The sequence below is a fragment of the Sporanaerobacter sp. genome (genome assembly GCF_047830725.1).
Taxonomy (GTDB): domain Bacteria; phylum Bacillota; class Clostridia; order Tissierellales; family Sporanaerobacteraceae; genus Sporanaerobacter.
The window spans coordinates 1,075,986-1,090,210 of the sequence record NZ_CP181252.1 but is presented as its reverse complement, the minus strand read 5'-3'; the positions used below and the strand labels follow the sequence as shown (position 1 = coordinate 1,090,210).

General features: G+C 27.2%; 23 protein-coding genes. 2 read left to right on the top strand and 21 right to left on the bottom strand.

The features are described from left to right. Positions 1–27 precede the first annotated feature (27 nt). From ACFWUA_RS05405 to ACFWUA_RS05325, 17 genes are all read right to left on the bottom strand, one after another. Positions 28–537 (bottom strand): hypothetical protein, encoded by a 510-nt coding sequence (locus tag ACFWUA_RS05405; protein ID WP_072745129.1) that lies wholly within the window; start codon positions 535–537, stop codon positions 28–30. 165 nt (positions 538–702) lie between these two features. Next, positions 703–960: a hypothetical protein gene (locus ACFWUA_RS05400; RefSeq protein ID WP_072745130.1), complete on the bottom strand. Its 258-nt coding sequence runs from the start codon at positions 958–960 to the stop codon at positions 703–705. Positions 961–1,011: 51 nt separating this feature from the next. Further along, a complete protein-coding gene (locus tag ACFWUA_RS05395) occupies positions 1,012–1,494 on the bottom strand; it encodes a transposase (protein WP_416199121.1) in 483 nt (160 codons plus the stop codon). A gap of 207 nt (positions 1,495–1,701) precedes the next feature. Further along, positions 1,702–1,842, bottom strand: coding sequence for a hypothetical protein (locus tag ACFWUA_RS05390; protein WP_416199120.1), 141 nt, complete (start codon positions 1,840–1,842; stop codon positions 1,702–1,704). Continuing rightward, complete coding sequence (locus tag ACFWUA_RS05385; protein ID WP_132029213.1) at positions 1,835–2,032, bottom strand: DUF2281 domain-containing protein; 198 nt, start codon at positions 2,030–2,032, stop codon at positions 1,835–1,837. The genes ACFWUA_RS05390 and ACFWUA_RS05385 overlap by 8 nt, the downstream gene beginning before the upstream one ends. 612 nt (positions 2,033–2,644) lie before the next feature. Further along, the gene (locus ACFWUA_RS05380) at positions 2,645–3,064 is read right to left on the bottom strand and encodes a putative toxin-antitoxin system toxin component, PIN family (RefSeq protein WP_416199119.1); all 420 of its coding nucleotides are present in this window, start codon (positions 3,062–3,064) and stop codon (positions 2,645–2,647) included. Further along, on the bottom strand, positions 3,051–3,266 hold the full coding sequence (locus ACFWUA_RS05375) for a hypothetical protein (protein ID WP_416199118.1): 216 nt from the start codon (positions 3,264–3,266) through the stop codon (positions 3,051–3,053). Before ACFWUA_RS05375 ends, ACFWUA_RS05380 begins: the two co-directional genes overlap by 14 nt. A gap of 84 nt (positions 3,267–3,350) precedes the next feature. Continuing rightward, the gene (locus ACFWUA_RS05370; protein ID WP_416199117.1) at positions 3,351–3,863 is read right to left on the bottom strand and encodes a GNAT family N-acetyltransferase; all 513 of its coding nucleotides are present in this window, start codon (positions 3,861–3,863) and stop codon (positions 3,351–3,353) included. Between the two features lie 452 nt (positions 3,864–4,315). Further along, positions 4,316–4,945, bottom strand: a complete 630-nt coding sequence (locus ACFWUA_RS05365) for a class I SAM-dependent methyltransferase (RefSeq protein WP_416199116.1) — start codon at positions 4,943–4,945, stop codon at positions 4,316–4,318. After that, positions 4,935–5,483 carry a GNAT family N-acetyltransferase gene (locus tag ACFWUA_RS05360; protein ID WP_416199115.1) on the bottom strand — a complete coding sequence of 183 codons (549 nt, stop codon included), beginning with the start codon at positions 5,481–5,483 and terminating at the stop codon, positions 4,935–4,937. The genes ACFWUA_RS05365 and ACFWUA_RS05360 overlap by 11 nt, the downstream gene beginning before the upstream one ends. A gap of 514 nt (positions 5,484–5,997) precedes the next feature. After that, entirely contained in the window at positions 5,998–6,699 is a 702-nt protein-coding gene (locus ACFWUA_RS05355) for a Fic/DOC family protein (RefSeq protein ID WP_416199114.1), read from the bottom strand. Positions 6,700–6,709: 10 nt separating this feature from the next. Beyond that, a complete protein-coding gene (locus ACFWUA_RS05350; RefSeq protein WP_416199113.1) occupies positions 6,710–6,877 on the bottom strand; it encodes a hypothetical protein in 168 nt (55 codons plus the stop codon). Between the two features lie 80 nt (positions 6,878–6,957). Further along, entirely contained in the window at positions 6,958–7,218 is a 261-nt protein-coding gene (locus tag ACFWUA_RS05345) for a transposase (protein ID WP_416199178.1), read from the bottom strand. Positions 7,219–7,322: 104 nt separating this feature from the next. After that, complete coding sequence (locus tag ACFWUA_RS05340) at positions 7,323–7,655, bottom strand: hypothetical protein (protein ID WP_416199112.1); 333 nt, start codon at positions 7,653–7,655, stop codon at positions 7,323–7,325. Positions 7,656–7,898: 243 nt separating this feature from the next. Then, positions 7,899–8,504, bottom strand: coding sequence for a hypothetical protein (locus tag ACFWUA_RS05335; RefSeq protein ID WP_416199111.1), 606 nt, complete (start codon positions 8,502–8,504; stop codon positions 7,899–7,901). Positions 8,505–8,593: 89 nt separating this feature from the next. Further along, on the bottom strand, positions 8,594–8,704 hold the full coding sequence (locus ACFWUA_RS05330) for a LuxR C-terminal-related transcriptional regulator (protein WP_416199177.1): 111 nt from the start codon (positions 8,702–8,704) through the stop codon (positions 8,594–8,596). 29 nt (positions 8,705–8,733) lie between these two features. Further along, the gene (locus ACFWUA_RS05325) at positions 8,734–9,996 is read right to left on the bottom strand and encodes a hypothetical protein (protein ID WP_416199110.1); all 1,263 of its coding nucleotides are present in this window, start codon (positions 9,994–9,996) and stop codon (positions 8,734–8,736) included. A 425-nt stretch (positions 9,997–10,421) separates the two neighbouring features. On the opposite strand from ACFWUA_RS05325, the gene ACFWUA_RS05320 reads away from it, so the two are divergent. Together ACFWUA_RS05320 and ACFWUA_RS05315 are read left to right on the top strand one after the other, a co-directional pair. After that, on the top strand, positions 10,422–10,973 hold the full coding sequence (locus tag ACFWUA_RS05320; RefSeq protein ID WP_416199109.1) for a hypothetical protein: 552 nt from the start codon (positions 10,422–10,424) through the stop codon (positions 10,971–10,973). Between the two features lie 157 nt (positions 10,974–11,130). Then, positions 11,131–11,280, top strand: coding sequence for a hypothetical protein (locus tag ACFWUA_RS05315; protein ID WP_416199108.1), 150 nt, complete (start codon positions 11,131–11,133; stop codon positions 11,278–11,280). A gap of 127 nt (positions 11,281–11,407) precedes the next feature. Here ACFWUA_RS05315 and ACFWUA_RS05310 read toward each other — a convergent pair whose 3' ends face one another. The 4 genes from ACFWUA_RS05310 to ACFWUA_RS05295 form a co-directional block, all read right to left on the bottom strand. Next, the gene (locus tag ACFWUA_RS05310) at positions 11,408–12,331 is read right to left on the bottom strand and encodes an N-acetylmuramoyl-L-alanine amidase (protein ID WP_416199107.1); all 924 of its coding nucleotides are present in this window, start codon (positions 12,329–12,331) and stop codon (positions 11,408–11,410) included. Positions 12,332–12,667: 336 nt separating this feature from the next. Then, positions 12,668–12,958 (bottom strand): BhlA/UviB family holin-like peptide, encoded by a 291-nt coding sequence (locus ACFWUA_RS05305; protein ID WP_416199106.1) that lies wholly within the window; start codon positions 12,956–12,958, stop codon positions 12,668–12,670. Positions 12,959–13,098: 140 nt separating this feature from the next. Further along, positions 13,099–13,392, bottom strand: coding sequence for a hypothetical protein (locus ACFWUA_RS05300; RefSeq protein WP_416199105.1), 294 nt, complete (start codon positions 13,390–13,392; stop codon positions 13,099–13,101). Positions 13,393–13,409: 17 nt separating this feature from the next. Then, positions 13,410–14,219, bottom strand: a complete 810-nt coding sequence (locus ACFWUA_RS05295) for a hypothetical protein (RefSeq protein WP_416199104.1) — start codon at positions 14,217–14,219, stop codon at positions 13,410–13,412. Positions 14,220–14,225 lie beyond the last annotated feature (6 nt).

The window sequence follows — 14,225 nt, the reverse complement described above, 5'->3', positions numbered from 1 at the left end:
TTTCATTTTCCCTTTACACCTCTCTCTTTATTTGATGAACTCGCCATCAACAGAATCTCTTACAGACTTTTCTTTCATTTTTAATCTTTTATATCTTAAACCGCATCCCATAAGAAAAGATGGTAACAAATTTTGAAATAGTGCTAATAATGGTATTAGGGGTATGCCCAAAAGGAAATCAATCATTGTAAATGGAGCATGATAAATATTAAATAATATCCAATATTCACTTAGCTCTCTAGGCACCTCTAATAAATTTTTACCAGTTATTGAAAATGTATATATCCATAATCCAATTCCAATAACGACAATAGTACTACCAACAAAAAAATCATATTTTTTATCTTTACTAATATCTAAAAATGTACCCATGTAAATATAAAAAATTATTAATAATATCGTTAAAAACAACCTACATACTATATTGGTTGTATACTTACCAAATAAAGGTCCAGTGGCAACAAAGATTATCAATAAAATAGAAGATACTATTACAATAATTAAATGTAATACTAATGCTTTAATATTATTTTTCACTATTGGGTTCTCCTTATACTTTTATTTAACTTTTAATAATCTCCTAAATATTTATACAATAACATAGCTTGTCCTACTTATGGTATGGTTCACTGTATCAGTTCTACTAGCAAAACTTATTTGGTAGTAGATGTACAAAACAAAATCAACCTTAATTAAATTCAATCATAATATTTTAATTCTTTCACCACAACGTCTACAATGATGTACATGATTCTTGGCATATATCAACCTATCAAGATTTTCATATGCTCCACAATTTGGGCATCTTAACCTTTTTCTATCTAATACAATATAGGAAAATAGAAAAACACCAGCAAATATAAATAAAGGCCATTTTATAAAACCACCAACTATTGATATAGAAAATAAAATAACAAAAATCAGACCGAGATTAATATCTTTTCTTGATATATGATTCATATGCTACACCTCCTTAAATCTAATAATATATATAATATAAAGAATGCGCCATTAAATATAATATTTATCATCTTCCCATTTCAATGGATTTGTTTCTATGTAATTCCATATTTCTTGGTATTCTTGTTCATTTCTGATTATATGGTCATAGAATGATTTTTGCCATAATGAAAAACCAATCTGTTTAGAGATAGAACCTTTAAATTGCTGGATAATACGAGATATTGTAGGGACGGTCTTTGACCGTCCGTTTCCATTATATAATATAATAATCATATGTATATGATTGGGCATAATAACATATTTGTTGATTTCAACATTTTCATAAATAGAATTAATTTTATTTATTTCTAAATCAATAATTTCTCCTATATTTGATAATGGTGATATTTCAAACTGGCGACCACAGGTCGCCCCTACTTCCCAAAATAGACTTTTCTTATCCTTGCTACATATAGTTATAAAATAATATCCTGCTTGTGAATAATCATAATTTTTTAATCTAATATTCTTTCTTCGTGGTAATTCATCCATCTAACCACCATCCATCTTGATATTATCCCTATGTCGCATTTTTCTACTTACACGTATTATACCACTTAATTCTAGTTTATGATAACCCCTTAAACATTATCCTATAACCATAGCTTGTCCTACTTATGATATGGTTCACCGTATCGACTCTACTCGCAAAACTTATTTGATAGTAGATATGCCTAAGAAAAAATAACAGAAGATTCTTTATTTTATTAGTTCATTAATTTTATTCTTTACCTCATTCATAACATCATCATTTGATAATACAAGAACAGGTCTCCTTTTACTGGATGTCAAATCTGTAAAAGGTATTGGAATTAGTAATATATCTCTTTGCTTATACATTATTCCATACCTCATCATCTATATCATTGTTCCAAAAGTCCATGCTACTTTTACTTGCCTCTTCTAACTCTTTAAACATATCTCTCTCATTTTTTATTTTTAAATATCCTATAAAATCTATTACTTCATGTATTTGATTTTCTGGAATTTCGTCTATAAGTTTTAATAAAATTTGTTTAGCAGTGTCCATTTTATCACTACCTTTCAAATAATATAATATATATTTATTATATCATATTATATATTACATATAATATAAATAATGCGTCATTAAATATAATATTTATCATCTTCCCATTTCAATGGATTTGTTTCTATGTAATTCCATATTTCTTGGTATTCTTGTTCATTTCTGATTATATGGTCATAGAATGATTTTTGCCATAATGAAAAGCCAATCTGTTTAGAGATAGAACCTTTAAATTGCTGGATAATACGAGATATTGTAGGGACGGTCTTTGACCGTCCGTTTCCATTATATAATATAATAATCATATGTATATGATTAGGCATAATAACATATTTGTTGATTTCAACATTTTCATAAATAGAATTAATTTTATTTATTTCTAAATCAATAATTTCTCCTATATTTGATAATGGTGGTCTTTCAAACTGGCGACCACAGGTCGCCCCTACTTATGATACGGTTCACCGTATCGGTTCTACTGGCAAAACTTATTTGTTGGTTGATGTATCGAAGAAAAATGAATTCAAGTAAAAAATATACCAAAAAACCAGTAGGTTTTCATCATAATAAGCCCACTGGTTTGTTTATTAACATCAATAATTCTTGCTAATTTTATAAATCATATATCTCTTTGATAAAATCTCTAAGATTAACTATCTTTATCCATTTATATGGATTTAGAACCAATAAATCATCATCTCCTGTTATTATATACTGTGCATTTCCATATACTGCCCCTTCAAGTATCATATTATCCTTTGGGTCCCTACAATCAGTTATTTTTTCATAAATTACTGGCACTATTGCCTTTATAGATAAAAGTGATATTAATTCATCTACTTCTGCAACAGTTATAAATTTACTAAATTTGGGCCTATATAGAACTTCTTTTACTTCTCTTAATTGCTCCTTTGACATCACTAGTAAAAAATCACCATCTATTGCCTCTTTCAGAACCAACCTAGCATTTTTACTTCCTAGAAAAGCACTCACAAATATATTGGTATCAATTACAATTTTAATCTTTTCCATAAAGATATCCTCTAACATCTTCAACTTCTTTAGTAATCTCTTCTAAACTAATAGAATCTTTTTCTGCACGCTCGTTAACTTTATCTAATATATCTAATAGTTTAGTACTAATTTCCTGTTCCATTTTCTTATATATTATTGTTTTTTCTTCTAGGGTTAAATTGTCTATCAATTTCCATACTTCATTGACATTTGCCTTCAATGTACTCACCCCACTATATTCTATAATCATTAAAGAATTATTTATACATATTATAGCATAAAATATTTCAATTGAAGTGTTTTTTTAAACCAACTTTTTTATATAACGTTTTTCAGTTGTGGAATTTTTTCCTATCATACATGAAATAGTATCTCCATTATTGAAAAATCCCTTTTTTCCATAAAACCTTATGGCCTGGCTATTGCCATCTAAAACCCAAAGCCCTACTTCTTTATATTTATTATTTACTGCATATTCCAAAACCTCCTCTATTAATAAAGAACCTACCCCTAAATTCCAATATTCTGGCAAAACATATATGGAAATTAATTCTAATTGACCTTCATATTCTTTATATCTTGAATTACCTACACATGTACAAGCTATTATGATATCTTCAATGGTAGCAACCCATGCATTCATAGTATTATCTTCCAAACCTTTTGTTATCATGTTTATCCATTGTGTATCTTGAATTCCATTTAAATATTCATCTGGTAATAACCCTTTATATGCTTTTCTCCAACTATTTGCATGGATAATACTCATTGAAGCAGTTTCTCGAATATTTGCTTTTCTTGTTCTTATTTTTGGCATATAATCAACTCCTATACCAATAGAAATAATAACCTTTGCTATATATACATATTGTACCATTTAATGCCAGTTAATAGTAAGCCCTAATTATTAACTTATGTCCCAACAGCTTGTCCTACTTATGATACGGTTCACCGCATCGACTCTACTAGCAAAACTTATTTAGTGATAGATATATCAAAGAAAAATGAATTAAAGTTTAAACAGAATCCTTAGTGAACAATTCTCTAACTTTTTTATAATAACTATCTTGCAATATATCTATCTTGCATCTATTTGTTTCTATCACAATAATGCCTCCATTATATTTCCCAAAATTCTACAAATGTAAATTAAAGAACTTCTTTTTTCTTTATAGAACTTATAAAATTAAAGCATTAGGTTTCATTATATAGAACCTAATGCTTTAGTTACAACGTTATTAAATATGGCCTTTTCTATATGAATTTAGACTATGGTAATTTTCTAAGCTGAATAATTCCTGCACAATGAGATATAGTTGTAAAACTAATATCTTCTTTAGGAAAAAATTCTTTCAATTCATCAAATATAAAATATATTTCTTCATCATCCCAATAATAAGCATACTTTTCTTTGCACTGCTCTAACAGCCTTCCTGTTTCAAAGGCTATATCTCCAATAATGATTTCACCATCATTAAAGAGTTGATTCTTTAATTTATTAATAAATTTTATTTTATCCTTATCTTCTAAATGATGCATTGCATAGGTACTTACAATATAATCAAATTTAATATTTCCAAATTCTTCTGGTAAACCTTTGGAAAAATTATATTGAATTAAATTAGCTAAAGGCATTTTCTTCTTTGCTATTTCTATCATTTTTTCGGAAAAATCAATACCATATATTTCATATCCATCATCATATAGTTTTTTCGTTAGTACTCCTGTACCAAATCCAATATCCAATACTTTTGCTTTTTCTTTTCTATGAACTATATTGTATATAGTATTAAGAACATCTTTATATCCTGCAAATGGATATTCATTGTCCCCTTCACTTAATTGAACACTTTTATCATATCCATCTGCCCATAAATCAAAACCTTTATCATCTAGCATTAAAGAAGTCCTCCTTACTAAGTTCATAATCAACAGCAGTTCTCAATTGGCCATTTTGGTCTTTCCAACAGCCTTTTCTTACTCTAACTTTCCGAGCCCCAATTTTATTTTCATAAACATATTGAGCCCTTTCGTTATCAAGCATTGTATCCCAAATAATTTTCTCTATTGGAAATTTGGAATTTATGACCTCATCTGTAAAAAGGAATTCAAATAACATTCTGATAATTTTAGGACCATATCCTTGATTCTGGTAACTAAAATCACATATTTTCCATCCAGGATATGCTGCATTATCATCTTTAATTCTATAACTTAGTTCCCCTACAAGTTTGCCATCAATTTCTATCACACAAAGCTGGCTTAATTTGCCTTCCCAGCTTCTGATATTATTCATAGTATCTTCTAAAGATTCCATCAAACCATTGGGAAAACCTGCATGTTCCATAACCCTACCATCATTCCACCACTTGTTTAATTGAATAGCATCATCGATAGTAGCACTTCTAATTACAATATTATCCTTCTGAATTCTCATACTTTCCTCCATTAAATTTATTTGGAGGGTTTATAGGACGTGAACCCTCCTTGCACGCTTAGCTGTTATTTTTATCATAGCAACCACTTCCTTTTTTATTATTTCTATGAAAACACCTATGGTGTTATCTACTTTAGTAAACCTTCAGTTATAAATTCGCTTATACAATCAAATGGATATTTCACTTATTTATACCTCCATTTGCTACATATAATATAAAAGATGTGCAACATTCGGGCGACCAAAGGTCGCCCCTGCCCATTGGTATTAGAATATCGTAGGGGCTAGCTTTGCTGGCCCGTTATTCCACTTAAATCTACTTATACGTATTATACCACTTATTTCTAATTAATGATAACCCCTTAAACATTATCCTATAATATATAGCTTGTCCCTATTTGTGATACGGTTCACCGTATCAGTTTGACTCGCAAAATAAATAGGGTATACCTGACAATAAATATATCTAATTAAAATTTATAATAATCTTTATTAATTTATAAAACCACTTGGATTAATCAAGTGGTTTGTTTTCTGTTATTGAATTATATACTTTTATAACTGGGCTATTTTTAGTTGCTATTTTCTCTATAAAATCTTCCTGTTCTTCTTTTGTAATAGGCTTGGTAATCTTCCCAAATATCCTTGTCATTTTATCATAATCACAATTAAAAGCATCAATACTTGCTTCTATCATTTCTACATTAGATATATTTGAAAAATCAACAGTATAGCCTGCAACTTGTGCTAAGTATTCAATCATAACTCTCTGGGCTCTACCATTCCCTTCTCTAAAAGGATGTAGTACATTTATTTCACCTAAATAATAAGCAAGTTTACCACATATATTTAATTTAGGGACTCCTATTAAATAGTTTTCCTTTTTTAATTCTGAAAATATTCTTTCTGCCTCTGCCTCAATATACATACAATTGCAAAATGGATTTCCCTTGGATATGTTTACAGTTCTTAATTCTCCAGCCCAATCATAAACATCCCTAAAGATATGTTTGTGTATGTCCTGTAAATGTTTTAAATTGAAATCTCCTTTAATTGGATTCTCCTTTATTTCTGCTATAGTTAAGGATGTATATTCCATTTCTGCTATACTAAGTTCTTCACTATTCGTAATATTAAATTTGTTTCTTAATGTAAAAGAATTTGGATAACAATACTTTACATCCCATTCATAACTATAATCATAATTCTTACCCATAATGCCATACCTATATCCTTACAGTATGTTTTTCAATAATTCTTTTCTTCATTTCCTCAAAACTTACTTCATCGGATAAGCATATTCTAATTCTCTCTTTATCTTCTTCTTTCAAATGCATTCCTTCCATAGCCATAGTTCCGCTTACTTCCTTGATTATTTGTTCTATATCCTTCATAGATATCACCTTTTTTGAAATTATTCTATACAATATATTATATCATATTATCTATTACATATAATAAAAAGAATGCGTCATTAAATATAATATTTATCATCTTCCCATTTCAATGGATTTGTTTCTATGTAATTCCATATTTCTTGGTATTCTTGTTCATTTCCGATTATATGGTCATAGAATGATTTTTGCCATAATGAAAAGCCAGTCTGTTTAGAAATAGAACCTTTAAATTGCTGGATAATACAAGATATTGTAGGGACGGTCTTTGACCGTCCGTTTCCATTATATAATATAATAATCATATGTATATGATTAGGCATAATAACATATTTGTTGATTTCAACATTTTCATAAATAGAATTAATTTTATTTATTTCTAAATCAATAATTTCTCCTATATTTGATAATGGTGGTCTTTCAAACTGGCGACCACAGGTCGCCCCTACTTATGATACGGTTCACCCTTTAATTTGTCTATATTATTTATTGTTTCATTGTAAAATCTCCATTCTGCATATTGAAAATATCTTAATTCTTCTCGCTCAAAATTATTTTCCTTAAATATTTCTTCAGACAATTCTTTATAAAATTCTATACGGGTATTAAATAAATCTAACAAACATTCAATTTCGCTTTTATTAAATTCTATCTTTTCTTTTTCATTTTCTTTATATTCTAAATAACTTTTATACTTTTGTTTCTTTTGTTTTATTTGTTTTGTCTCTTCTTTTATATTATTTTTATATCTATTTAAACTTATTATATTGTTTTCCATTTTAAAACACCTCTTTTTTTATTTCCTTATCTATTATTAGTATAACATAAGATTTTTTAAAGAGTTTTGAATAGATATTTTAAAAGATTTACTATTAGAGTAAAAAAGTAAAAACGGTTTCTAAAAGAATTAAATTAGAAAAAATGGTTTCTATTATATATAAAGTGTTTTAAGGCTATTTCTCTATACTTAAAGTATAGATTAAGTTTGTTTCTAATTAGTTTCTCTTTTTATATCTTCTATTTAGAGAAACGATTCTAAAATCGATTCTGGGGCATTTTTTAAGAAAATGGTAGTCTCTATTTTACGAATTATTCTTATTTTATGACTTTCTGGTATCTTTTCTATACTTAGATAATGATAAGAACAGTATTTTATAATTGCTTTTACTTCTTTAATAAAACTATATCTATCAAAATAGTGTTTAATTTTATAATCCATATTATTAAATAATATTTTTTGCATAGCAAAGATATGATTAATGTTATCGCCATACTCGTTTTTTCGTTCTGCATAATAATAATTAATATATTCTCTTCCGTCTGCTAATACTTCAAATTTATTGTCTATAATATCTTTAATTTCTGGGCTTTTAATAACATATTCTAAATAGTATTCATAAATCGTATCATTATTATATTTTTTATATAACATAGCAAGATAATATTTAAATGCTTCTAAATTACTATTCATAAAATATAAAAAATCTAAAATTGAAGAAGAAATTAAATATTCTTCCTTTTCCGTAAGTGTTTTAAAATGATTAATAAATTTTCCAGGTGTTGCTTTAAAATTCTTAATTTCCTCATCTGTAAGAGGTTTATATATAAAGATTTGATTTGTATTCATAAAACATCACTCCTTTTTAAGTTTTGTTATGGTTGTAATATACTATCTATATAAAGTCCCATTTCACTTTACACTTTAGATATAAAAAATTAATTGTTTTGATTAACATATTTAGATACTGTCTGTCTACTTAAACTAAGTTGTCTTGCGATTTCTGTATTATTTAAACCTTGCTCTTTTAAATTAATCACTTTTGCTATTGTATCTTGTTTTTGTTGTTCTCTATTAGTTAATCCATCTTCGTTTTCTTCTTCTCTTTTCTCTTCTCTTTTTTATTCTTCTGTTCTTGCACAAGTTTTTTAGATTTTATTGTTTTTAATTTACGCTGTTCTTCTTCTGTAATACAAAGTATCTCAATTAAATTTGCATTTGTGTAATTATAACCCTTTCTACACCATTTACCGTTTACTAAAACTTTTCCTCCTGAAAGCCATTCCAAATATGCTTTGTGGGCTGTTCTAACTATTGCATTTACTTGTGAAATTTTCTCTGGCTCTTTAAACGAATTATTTAATCTAACAGTATCTTGTAAGGCTTGTTCTAAATTTCCTTCATTTGACTGTAATGTGTGATATGTGTATAAAAGCAACATATAATTCCTTGTTCCTGTGCAATCTCCGTTTCTCATATTAATTAAACGCATTATATCCCTCATTCGTTCTAAATTCAGTTTTTTAAGTGATTTACCATATCTTTTACCGTTATCTTTTGCTACTTGAATTTTCTCAACTGTATATTCAGCCTTTAGAAGTGTTTTGGGTTTATCTTTTTGAATATATTTATCTGGAAGCCATAATTCTATAAATTCGTCTAAATCATAAATTGTATTACCGTAATTTTCAATAATTTCAACCTTTTTATGTTTATTGTTTTTTGTATTATAAGTTCCATCTATTCTCAAAACCCTTGCAGAATCCATAGCCCCTTTGTCTGCTCCGTAATCTTTAAGCGTATCGTAAATAAATTTCATGCAAGTCTCCCATTTTCTCTTTAAATCAAAATTTATTTTATCTTCTGTTCTAACTTTTATATTTTTGCTAAATTTTAAAATATAGTAAAACCCATTTCCACTACTAACAAGCCAAGTTGGATAAGGAATTATTTTACCAAAGACATCTTCTTCTAATAGCCATAATATCTGTTGTGCTGTTAATCCAGTATTATAAAAATCTATATCACTAAATAAACAAGTGTATTCAGATACGCATTTTACATTTCTCCATTTTGTATAAAAAGTATTTACAGAGAAAAACGCATTTTCTGTTTCACAATCAAATTCGTCTATTTTATAAAATTTTTGTTTTAATCTTTCATCTTCTTTATAACAACTTGCGATATAGCCTTCCGAATCTCTGTGTAATTCTTTTACAATATTGCCTAATTCGTTACTTTTATGAATTGTAAATTTATAATTTAATGGATTTGCTAAAAAAGCGTCTAAATCATCTAAATATGTGTCTGTATTAGTTAATTGAAATTCTTTTGCTAACATAGTATCATCTCCCTTTCGGGGGAGGACTTAATATTAGCCGTTTATATTTAATTCTACATAGTTTAAATATTTTCGTAATTATTTAATTATCCTATTGTGTCTCCCATCTCTCTTTTGTTAGTGTGCATATTATATAAAGACTTTTAATGATGTCAAGTTTTTTTCTAAAAAAGATATAAAATTTTTATATAATTAAAAGTTAGAGAGTTATGGATATATAATAATTTAAATAAGTGTAAAGTGTAATGTTTACAGGGTGTAAACTCAAATGGGACTTTATATAGATACTTATATAAGATAGCAAAACTATATTAAAACATGTGTTATGCTAAAAATAATGAAGTTAAAATTTTTCTAAAAAATACTTGACTTTTAACAGTATAAATTATTAGAATACTTAAAATTCAAAAAGGGGAGATGGTTTTATGATAGAAATTACAAATATAAAAGATTTAGAGAGTGTTTTTCTTAAACCTGCAACACAAGAGGATTATAAGGCTATTTTAGAAAACTTAAAAATTTATAAAACATTATATATAAATGATATTAATTATAATGTTTGGACAAAAGAATATATGGAAAGAGACAAAGAATTTGTGGCAAATGTAGTAGATAATTTAGAAAACAGGGATTTTGATAACAATAACAAAAAAGATTTTTATTATTTTCTTGGACACATTACAGACTATACTAAAAATAAAAACAAACATAAAATCTGGGATATAGAAGAATATTTCTTTACTGTAAGAAAACAGGTAAACTCTGGAGATATAATAATATACAAAGAAAATGGCTCTTTAAATTATTATCTTGGAATAGGAGCCGCTGCTGCAAATTTTAACTACGGATTCTCTTGCTTTAAAATCAAAAACGCTAAAAAAATGAAAGAATTAATTTATACTTACACAAAGAATAATTTAGAAATTACAACAGAAGAAACTTTAAAATTAATAAAAGAATTAAAATCATATTCTTAAGAGTAGTACTTTTTACTACTCTTTTTTCTGTAAGAAAAACTTGCTTTCACGAGTATTTCTGAAAGAAATACTTGCTAATCACGAGTTTTTTAGAAAAAAAACTTGACAACAATAAAAATGATTCTATTTAATATCAGCACTAAGGGGGTTGATATTAATGGATTATTTAGATTATAAAAAAATAAATTCTTTAGACAATTATTATGATGATAATATATTAGAATTACGTAAACTATCAAAAAATGATTTTAATAAATTGATTAAAACGATAGAAAATACTGTAAAAGAATTAAAAGAAAACAATTAACTATATAGCAATTTACTATTATATGTGTTATATTTATTATGTATCTTTGAGAGTGGGCGTATAGTCTATCTATAAGTCCACCCATAATAAAAGCACCAGTTTTTTTATCTGGTGCCTTTTTATTTTATTAATTTGTAGTAATAAAACAATTATATCCGTCCTTTTTAAGCCTATTTTGAAGATTTATAGCATTATCCTTTACGCTAAACGCTCCTGTCTGCACTCTATACAATTTATTACCGTTTACGGTTGCAGTAGTTATAAATGTGTTGTAACCATCTTTTTTAAGTCTATCTTCCATATTTTTTGCATTTGTATATACACTGTATGCTCCCACTTGAACTCTATATAATATAGTTGGTTTTGATTCTATATATTCTTTTAGATATATACCAGAACAATAAGCGACTTGATTTTTATAAGTAAATTGATACCAATTGTTAATAATACCTGTTACATTAATTATTTCTCCATTTTTTAAAGTTCCTAAAACAGCCCCGTGAATTGGAGTTGTTCTAACATTAAGTGCTGTAGCAGTTACTTGCATTTTTTTATTTACCTTTTGTATATCTATTGTATCTACTAATTTTGCTTTAAAATTTTCCCATTTTGATGGATTCTGAACGAATGGAGCAGGGCAATTTTTACCTGTTACATCGTAATGGCGTAAAACATTTTGAATTGGTATATTATGTTTTTTCATAAGCATTTTTGTTAGTTCTATAGTTTTATTTACAACTGTATCCGTTAAAGTCCAGTCTTTTTCTATACACATTTCTATACCAATACTATTACTATTACGGCAATATGGATGTTTATAAGATTTTGCTCCAGTGTGCCAACCATACCAATTATCCTCTAAAAGTTGAATGATTTCTTTTGTGTCTACAAAATAATGGGCACTTGCACCTGCGTAATCTCTATTTAAATACACGTAATGATTATACGCAGTAGCAGAAGGATTTGCCGTATAATGGATTACAATGTAACGAGGGGTTATTGTTTTGTCTTTTGTATAATTTTTATTTATAAGTAACTTCCGAATTTTCATAGATTACACCCCCTTAAATAATTATTTTTGTGTATCATTTTTTATAATTGAGTAAAGCCCGATTCCACTTGTGCTTATAAATACACTGTTTGCAAAAGTAGTCATAATCAGTTGTCCCGTGATATTTGAACCGTCTAAAATAAGAATTGATAAGCGAAGAATGAAGCATAAGAAAAATACGAGATACATAGTGTGGAAAGTGGTTTTAAAGATTTTTTGCGATATTTTATCTATTGGAGCCTTAATCAACTGGACAAGTAATACTAGCATTGGGACAAAAGTGGCATACTCTAATAACTGTTCAAATTGGACAAAATTGGTTAAGTTATCCATTAATTACACCCCCTTATTTTTTGAATTAATATTGATTTTAATTTCTTGAACATCATTTTTGATAGAATTTACAATTTCTAACTTTTCCGTTAACTCCTTTATTATTTCTTGATTTTTTGCAATCATTTGGTTTGTTTCTCCAAGCAATTTTTTAAACTCTTGCTCTCTCTGATTTATATCTTCTCTCATTTCTTTTTCTCTTTTCTGATTCTCTTTTAGAATCCAAAATATTAAAAATAGTGATAATGCTAAATAGACAGATTCCTTTAGCCCTGCTAAAATAATTTGTTCCATAGAAATCCCCCCTTTTGATAAACGGCTATAAATTTACATATAAGCATTGTAAATAAAGATAAAATGCGGTTTCAACTTTAATTTAAATTTACATAAAAAAATACCCTTACTAGTTAAAGTAAGGGTATAAGATTAAGTTTTTATATAATACCGCTATTCGAAAGCATCATTCCGACTATTAATCCATTTTCGAAGCCTTTATTATCTTGTGTTACAAAATAACCATTAAAATGTTTTAAAATTCTATCTGCGTAAAGCATTTCTTTATTTACAGGGAAAAAATACTCTTTAGATACTTCTTGCAATGTATAAAGATTTCCATATTTTAAATCTTCTTTATTTACTTTTTCAATATTTGCAAGTTCAATATATAGTGTTTCTTTATATTGTACTTCTTCTGTAATTTTATAACAATCACCTAAATTAATAGCCATAAAGCATCACCTCTCTTCTAGTAGACACGCAATAATATACCTTTCCAGTAGGAATTAATTATTTTTCCTAAATCTCCTAAACCAACGTAAACTATTCCATTAACAGAATAAAATGTTCCTATCTCTGTGCCTATTGAATTTGTTAATGTTATTAAATTTGATATTTTTCCACGTATACCTTGTGTTTTTGTAAATGCGTATATATTATAAACTGGAATTTTATTATTATAATAATTTTGTTTAAAATTACTATCGTATAATTGCTCAGTACTTCCTGCGTTAGATAGTAAATAAACTTGAGTGTTAGTTATATTTTCTACATCAAAACTTTTATTATATGAAATTAAACCATCAATTATTGAAACAAAAGTATCTGTATCGCTTGATGACGTTGGTGTATCTATTCGAATAACTAAATATGTTCCGTTGTTTTGTTTTAAATTATGAAATAAAAAATAATCTTGATTCTGTCCAATTAAAAAATTATAAATTATATCATAACTATCATCTTTGCTAAATGAATGCATTCTATCCCATACTTTTCCTCTTTCATTTTGTGCGTATATATACATCCATGTTCGTGTTACACTTTCTTCAAAAGCAGCGATACAAAAATCTGTACCGTTAAAACTAAAATGTAATGAACCAAGAATAGTTCCGTTGTCATAAGCATCTTGTCCAGTAACAACCCATGAAGGAATACCACTTGCTTTATTTGTTACTATAGCACTATCTATCCTTGCATTTAAAAAACTTATACAATTTTGTGCTGCTACATTAGGTTCAGTTCCTTTTGCAACGGTATAAGAATAAACATCAACTGACATAATACA

Excerpts from the sequence above, each read along its gene's own strand:
- ACFWUA_RS05305 (WP_416199106.1), bottom strand. The coding sequence starts at position 12,958 with ATGGAACAAATTATTTTAGCAGGGCTAAAGGAATCTGTCTATTTAGCA.
- ACFWUA_RS05385 (WP_132029213.1), bottom strand. The coding sequence starts at position 2,032 with ATGGACACTGCTAAACAAATTTTATTAAAACTTATAGACGAAATTCCA.
- ACFWUA_RS05395 (WP_416199121.1), bottom strand. The coding sequence starts at position 1,494 with ATGGATGAATTACCACGAAGAAAGAATATTAGATTAAAAAATTATGAT.
- ACFWUA_RS05390 (WP_416199120.1), bottom strand. The coding sequence starts at position 1,842 with ATGTATAAGCAAAGAGATATATTACTAATTCCAATACCTTTTACAGAT.
- ACFWUA_RS05380 (WP_416199119.1), bottom strand. The coding sequence starts at position 3,064 with ATGGAAAAGATTAAAATTGTAATTGATACCAATATATTTGTGAGTGCT.
- ACFWUA_RS05300 (WP_416199105.1), bottom strand. The coding sequence starts at position 13,392 with ATGGCTATTAATTTAGGTGATTGTTATAAAATTACAGAAGAAGTACAA.
- ACFWUA_RS05350 (WP_416199113.1), bottom strand. The coding sequence starts at position 6,877 with ATGAAGGATATAGAACAAATAATCAAGGAAGTAAGCGGAACTATGGCT.
- ACFWUA_RS05335 (WP_416199111.1), bottom strand. The coding sequence starts at position 8,504 with ATGAATACAAATCAAATCTTTATATATAAACCTCTTACAGATGAGGAA.
- ACFWUA_RS05355 (WP_416199114.1), bottom strand. The coding sequence starts at position 6,699 with ATGGGTAAGAATTATGATTATAGTTATGAATGGGATGTAAAGTATTGT.
- ACFWUA_RS05340 (WP_416199112.1), bottom strand. The coding sequence starts at position 7,655 with ATGGAAAACAATATAATAAGTTTAAATAGATATAAAAATAATATAAAA.
- ACFWUA_RS05325 (WP_416199110.1), bottom strand. The coding sequence starts at position 9,996 with ATGTTAGCAAAAGAATTTCAATTAACTAATACAGACACATATTTAGAT.
- ACFWUA_RS05310 (WP_416199107.1), bottom strand. The coding sequence starts at position 12,331 with ATGAAAATTCGGAAGTTACTTATAAATAAAAATTATACAAAAGACAAA.
- ACFWUA_RS05295 (WP_416199104.1), bottom strand. The coding sequence starts at position 14,219 with ATGTCAGTTGATGTTTATTCTTATACCGTTGCAAAAGGAACTGAACCT.
- ACFWUA_RS05370 (WP_416199117.1), bottom strand. The coding sequence starts at position 3,863 with ATGCCAAAAATAAGAACAAGAAAAGCAAATATTCGAGAAACTGCTTCA.
- ACFWUA_RS05365 (WP_416199116.1), bottom strand. The coding sequence starts at position 4,945 with ATGCTAGATGATAAAGGTTTTGATTTATGGGCAGATGGATATGATAAA.
- ACFWUA_RS05400 (WP_072745130.1), bottom strand. The coding sequence starts at position 960 with ATGAATCATATATCAAGAAAAGATATTAATCTCGGTCTGATTTTTGTT.
- ACFWUA_RS05315 (WP_416199108.1), top strand. The coding sequence starts at position 11,131 with ATGGATTATTTAGATTATAAAAAAATAAATTCTTTAGACAATTATTAT.
- ACFWUA_RS05320 (WP_416199109.1), top strand. The coding sequence starts at position 10,422 with ATGATAGAAATTACAAATATAAAAGATTTAGAGAGTGTTTTTCTTAAA.
- ACFWUA_RS05360 (WP_416199115.1), bottom strand. The coding sequence starts at position 5,483 with ATGAGAATTCAGAAGGATAATATTGTAATTAGAAGTGCTACTATCGAT.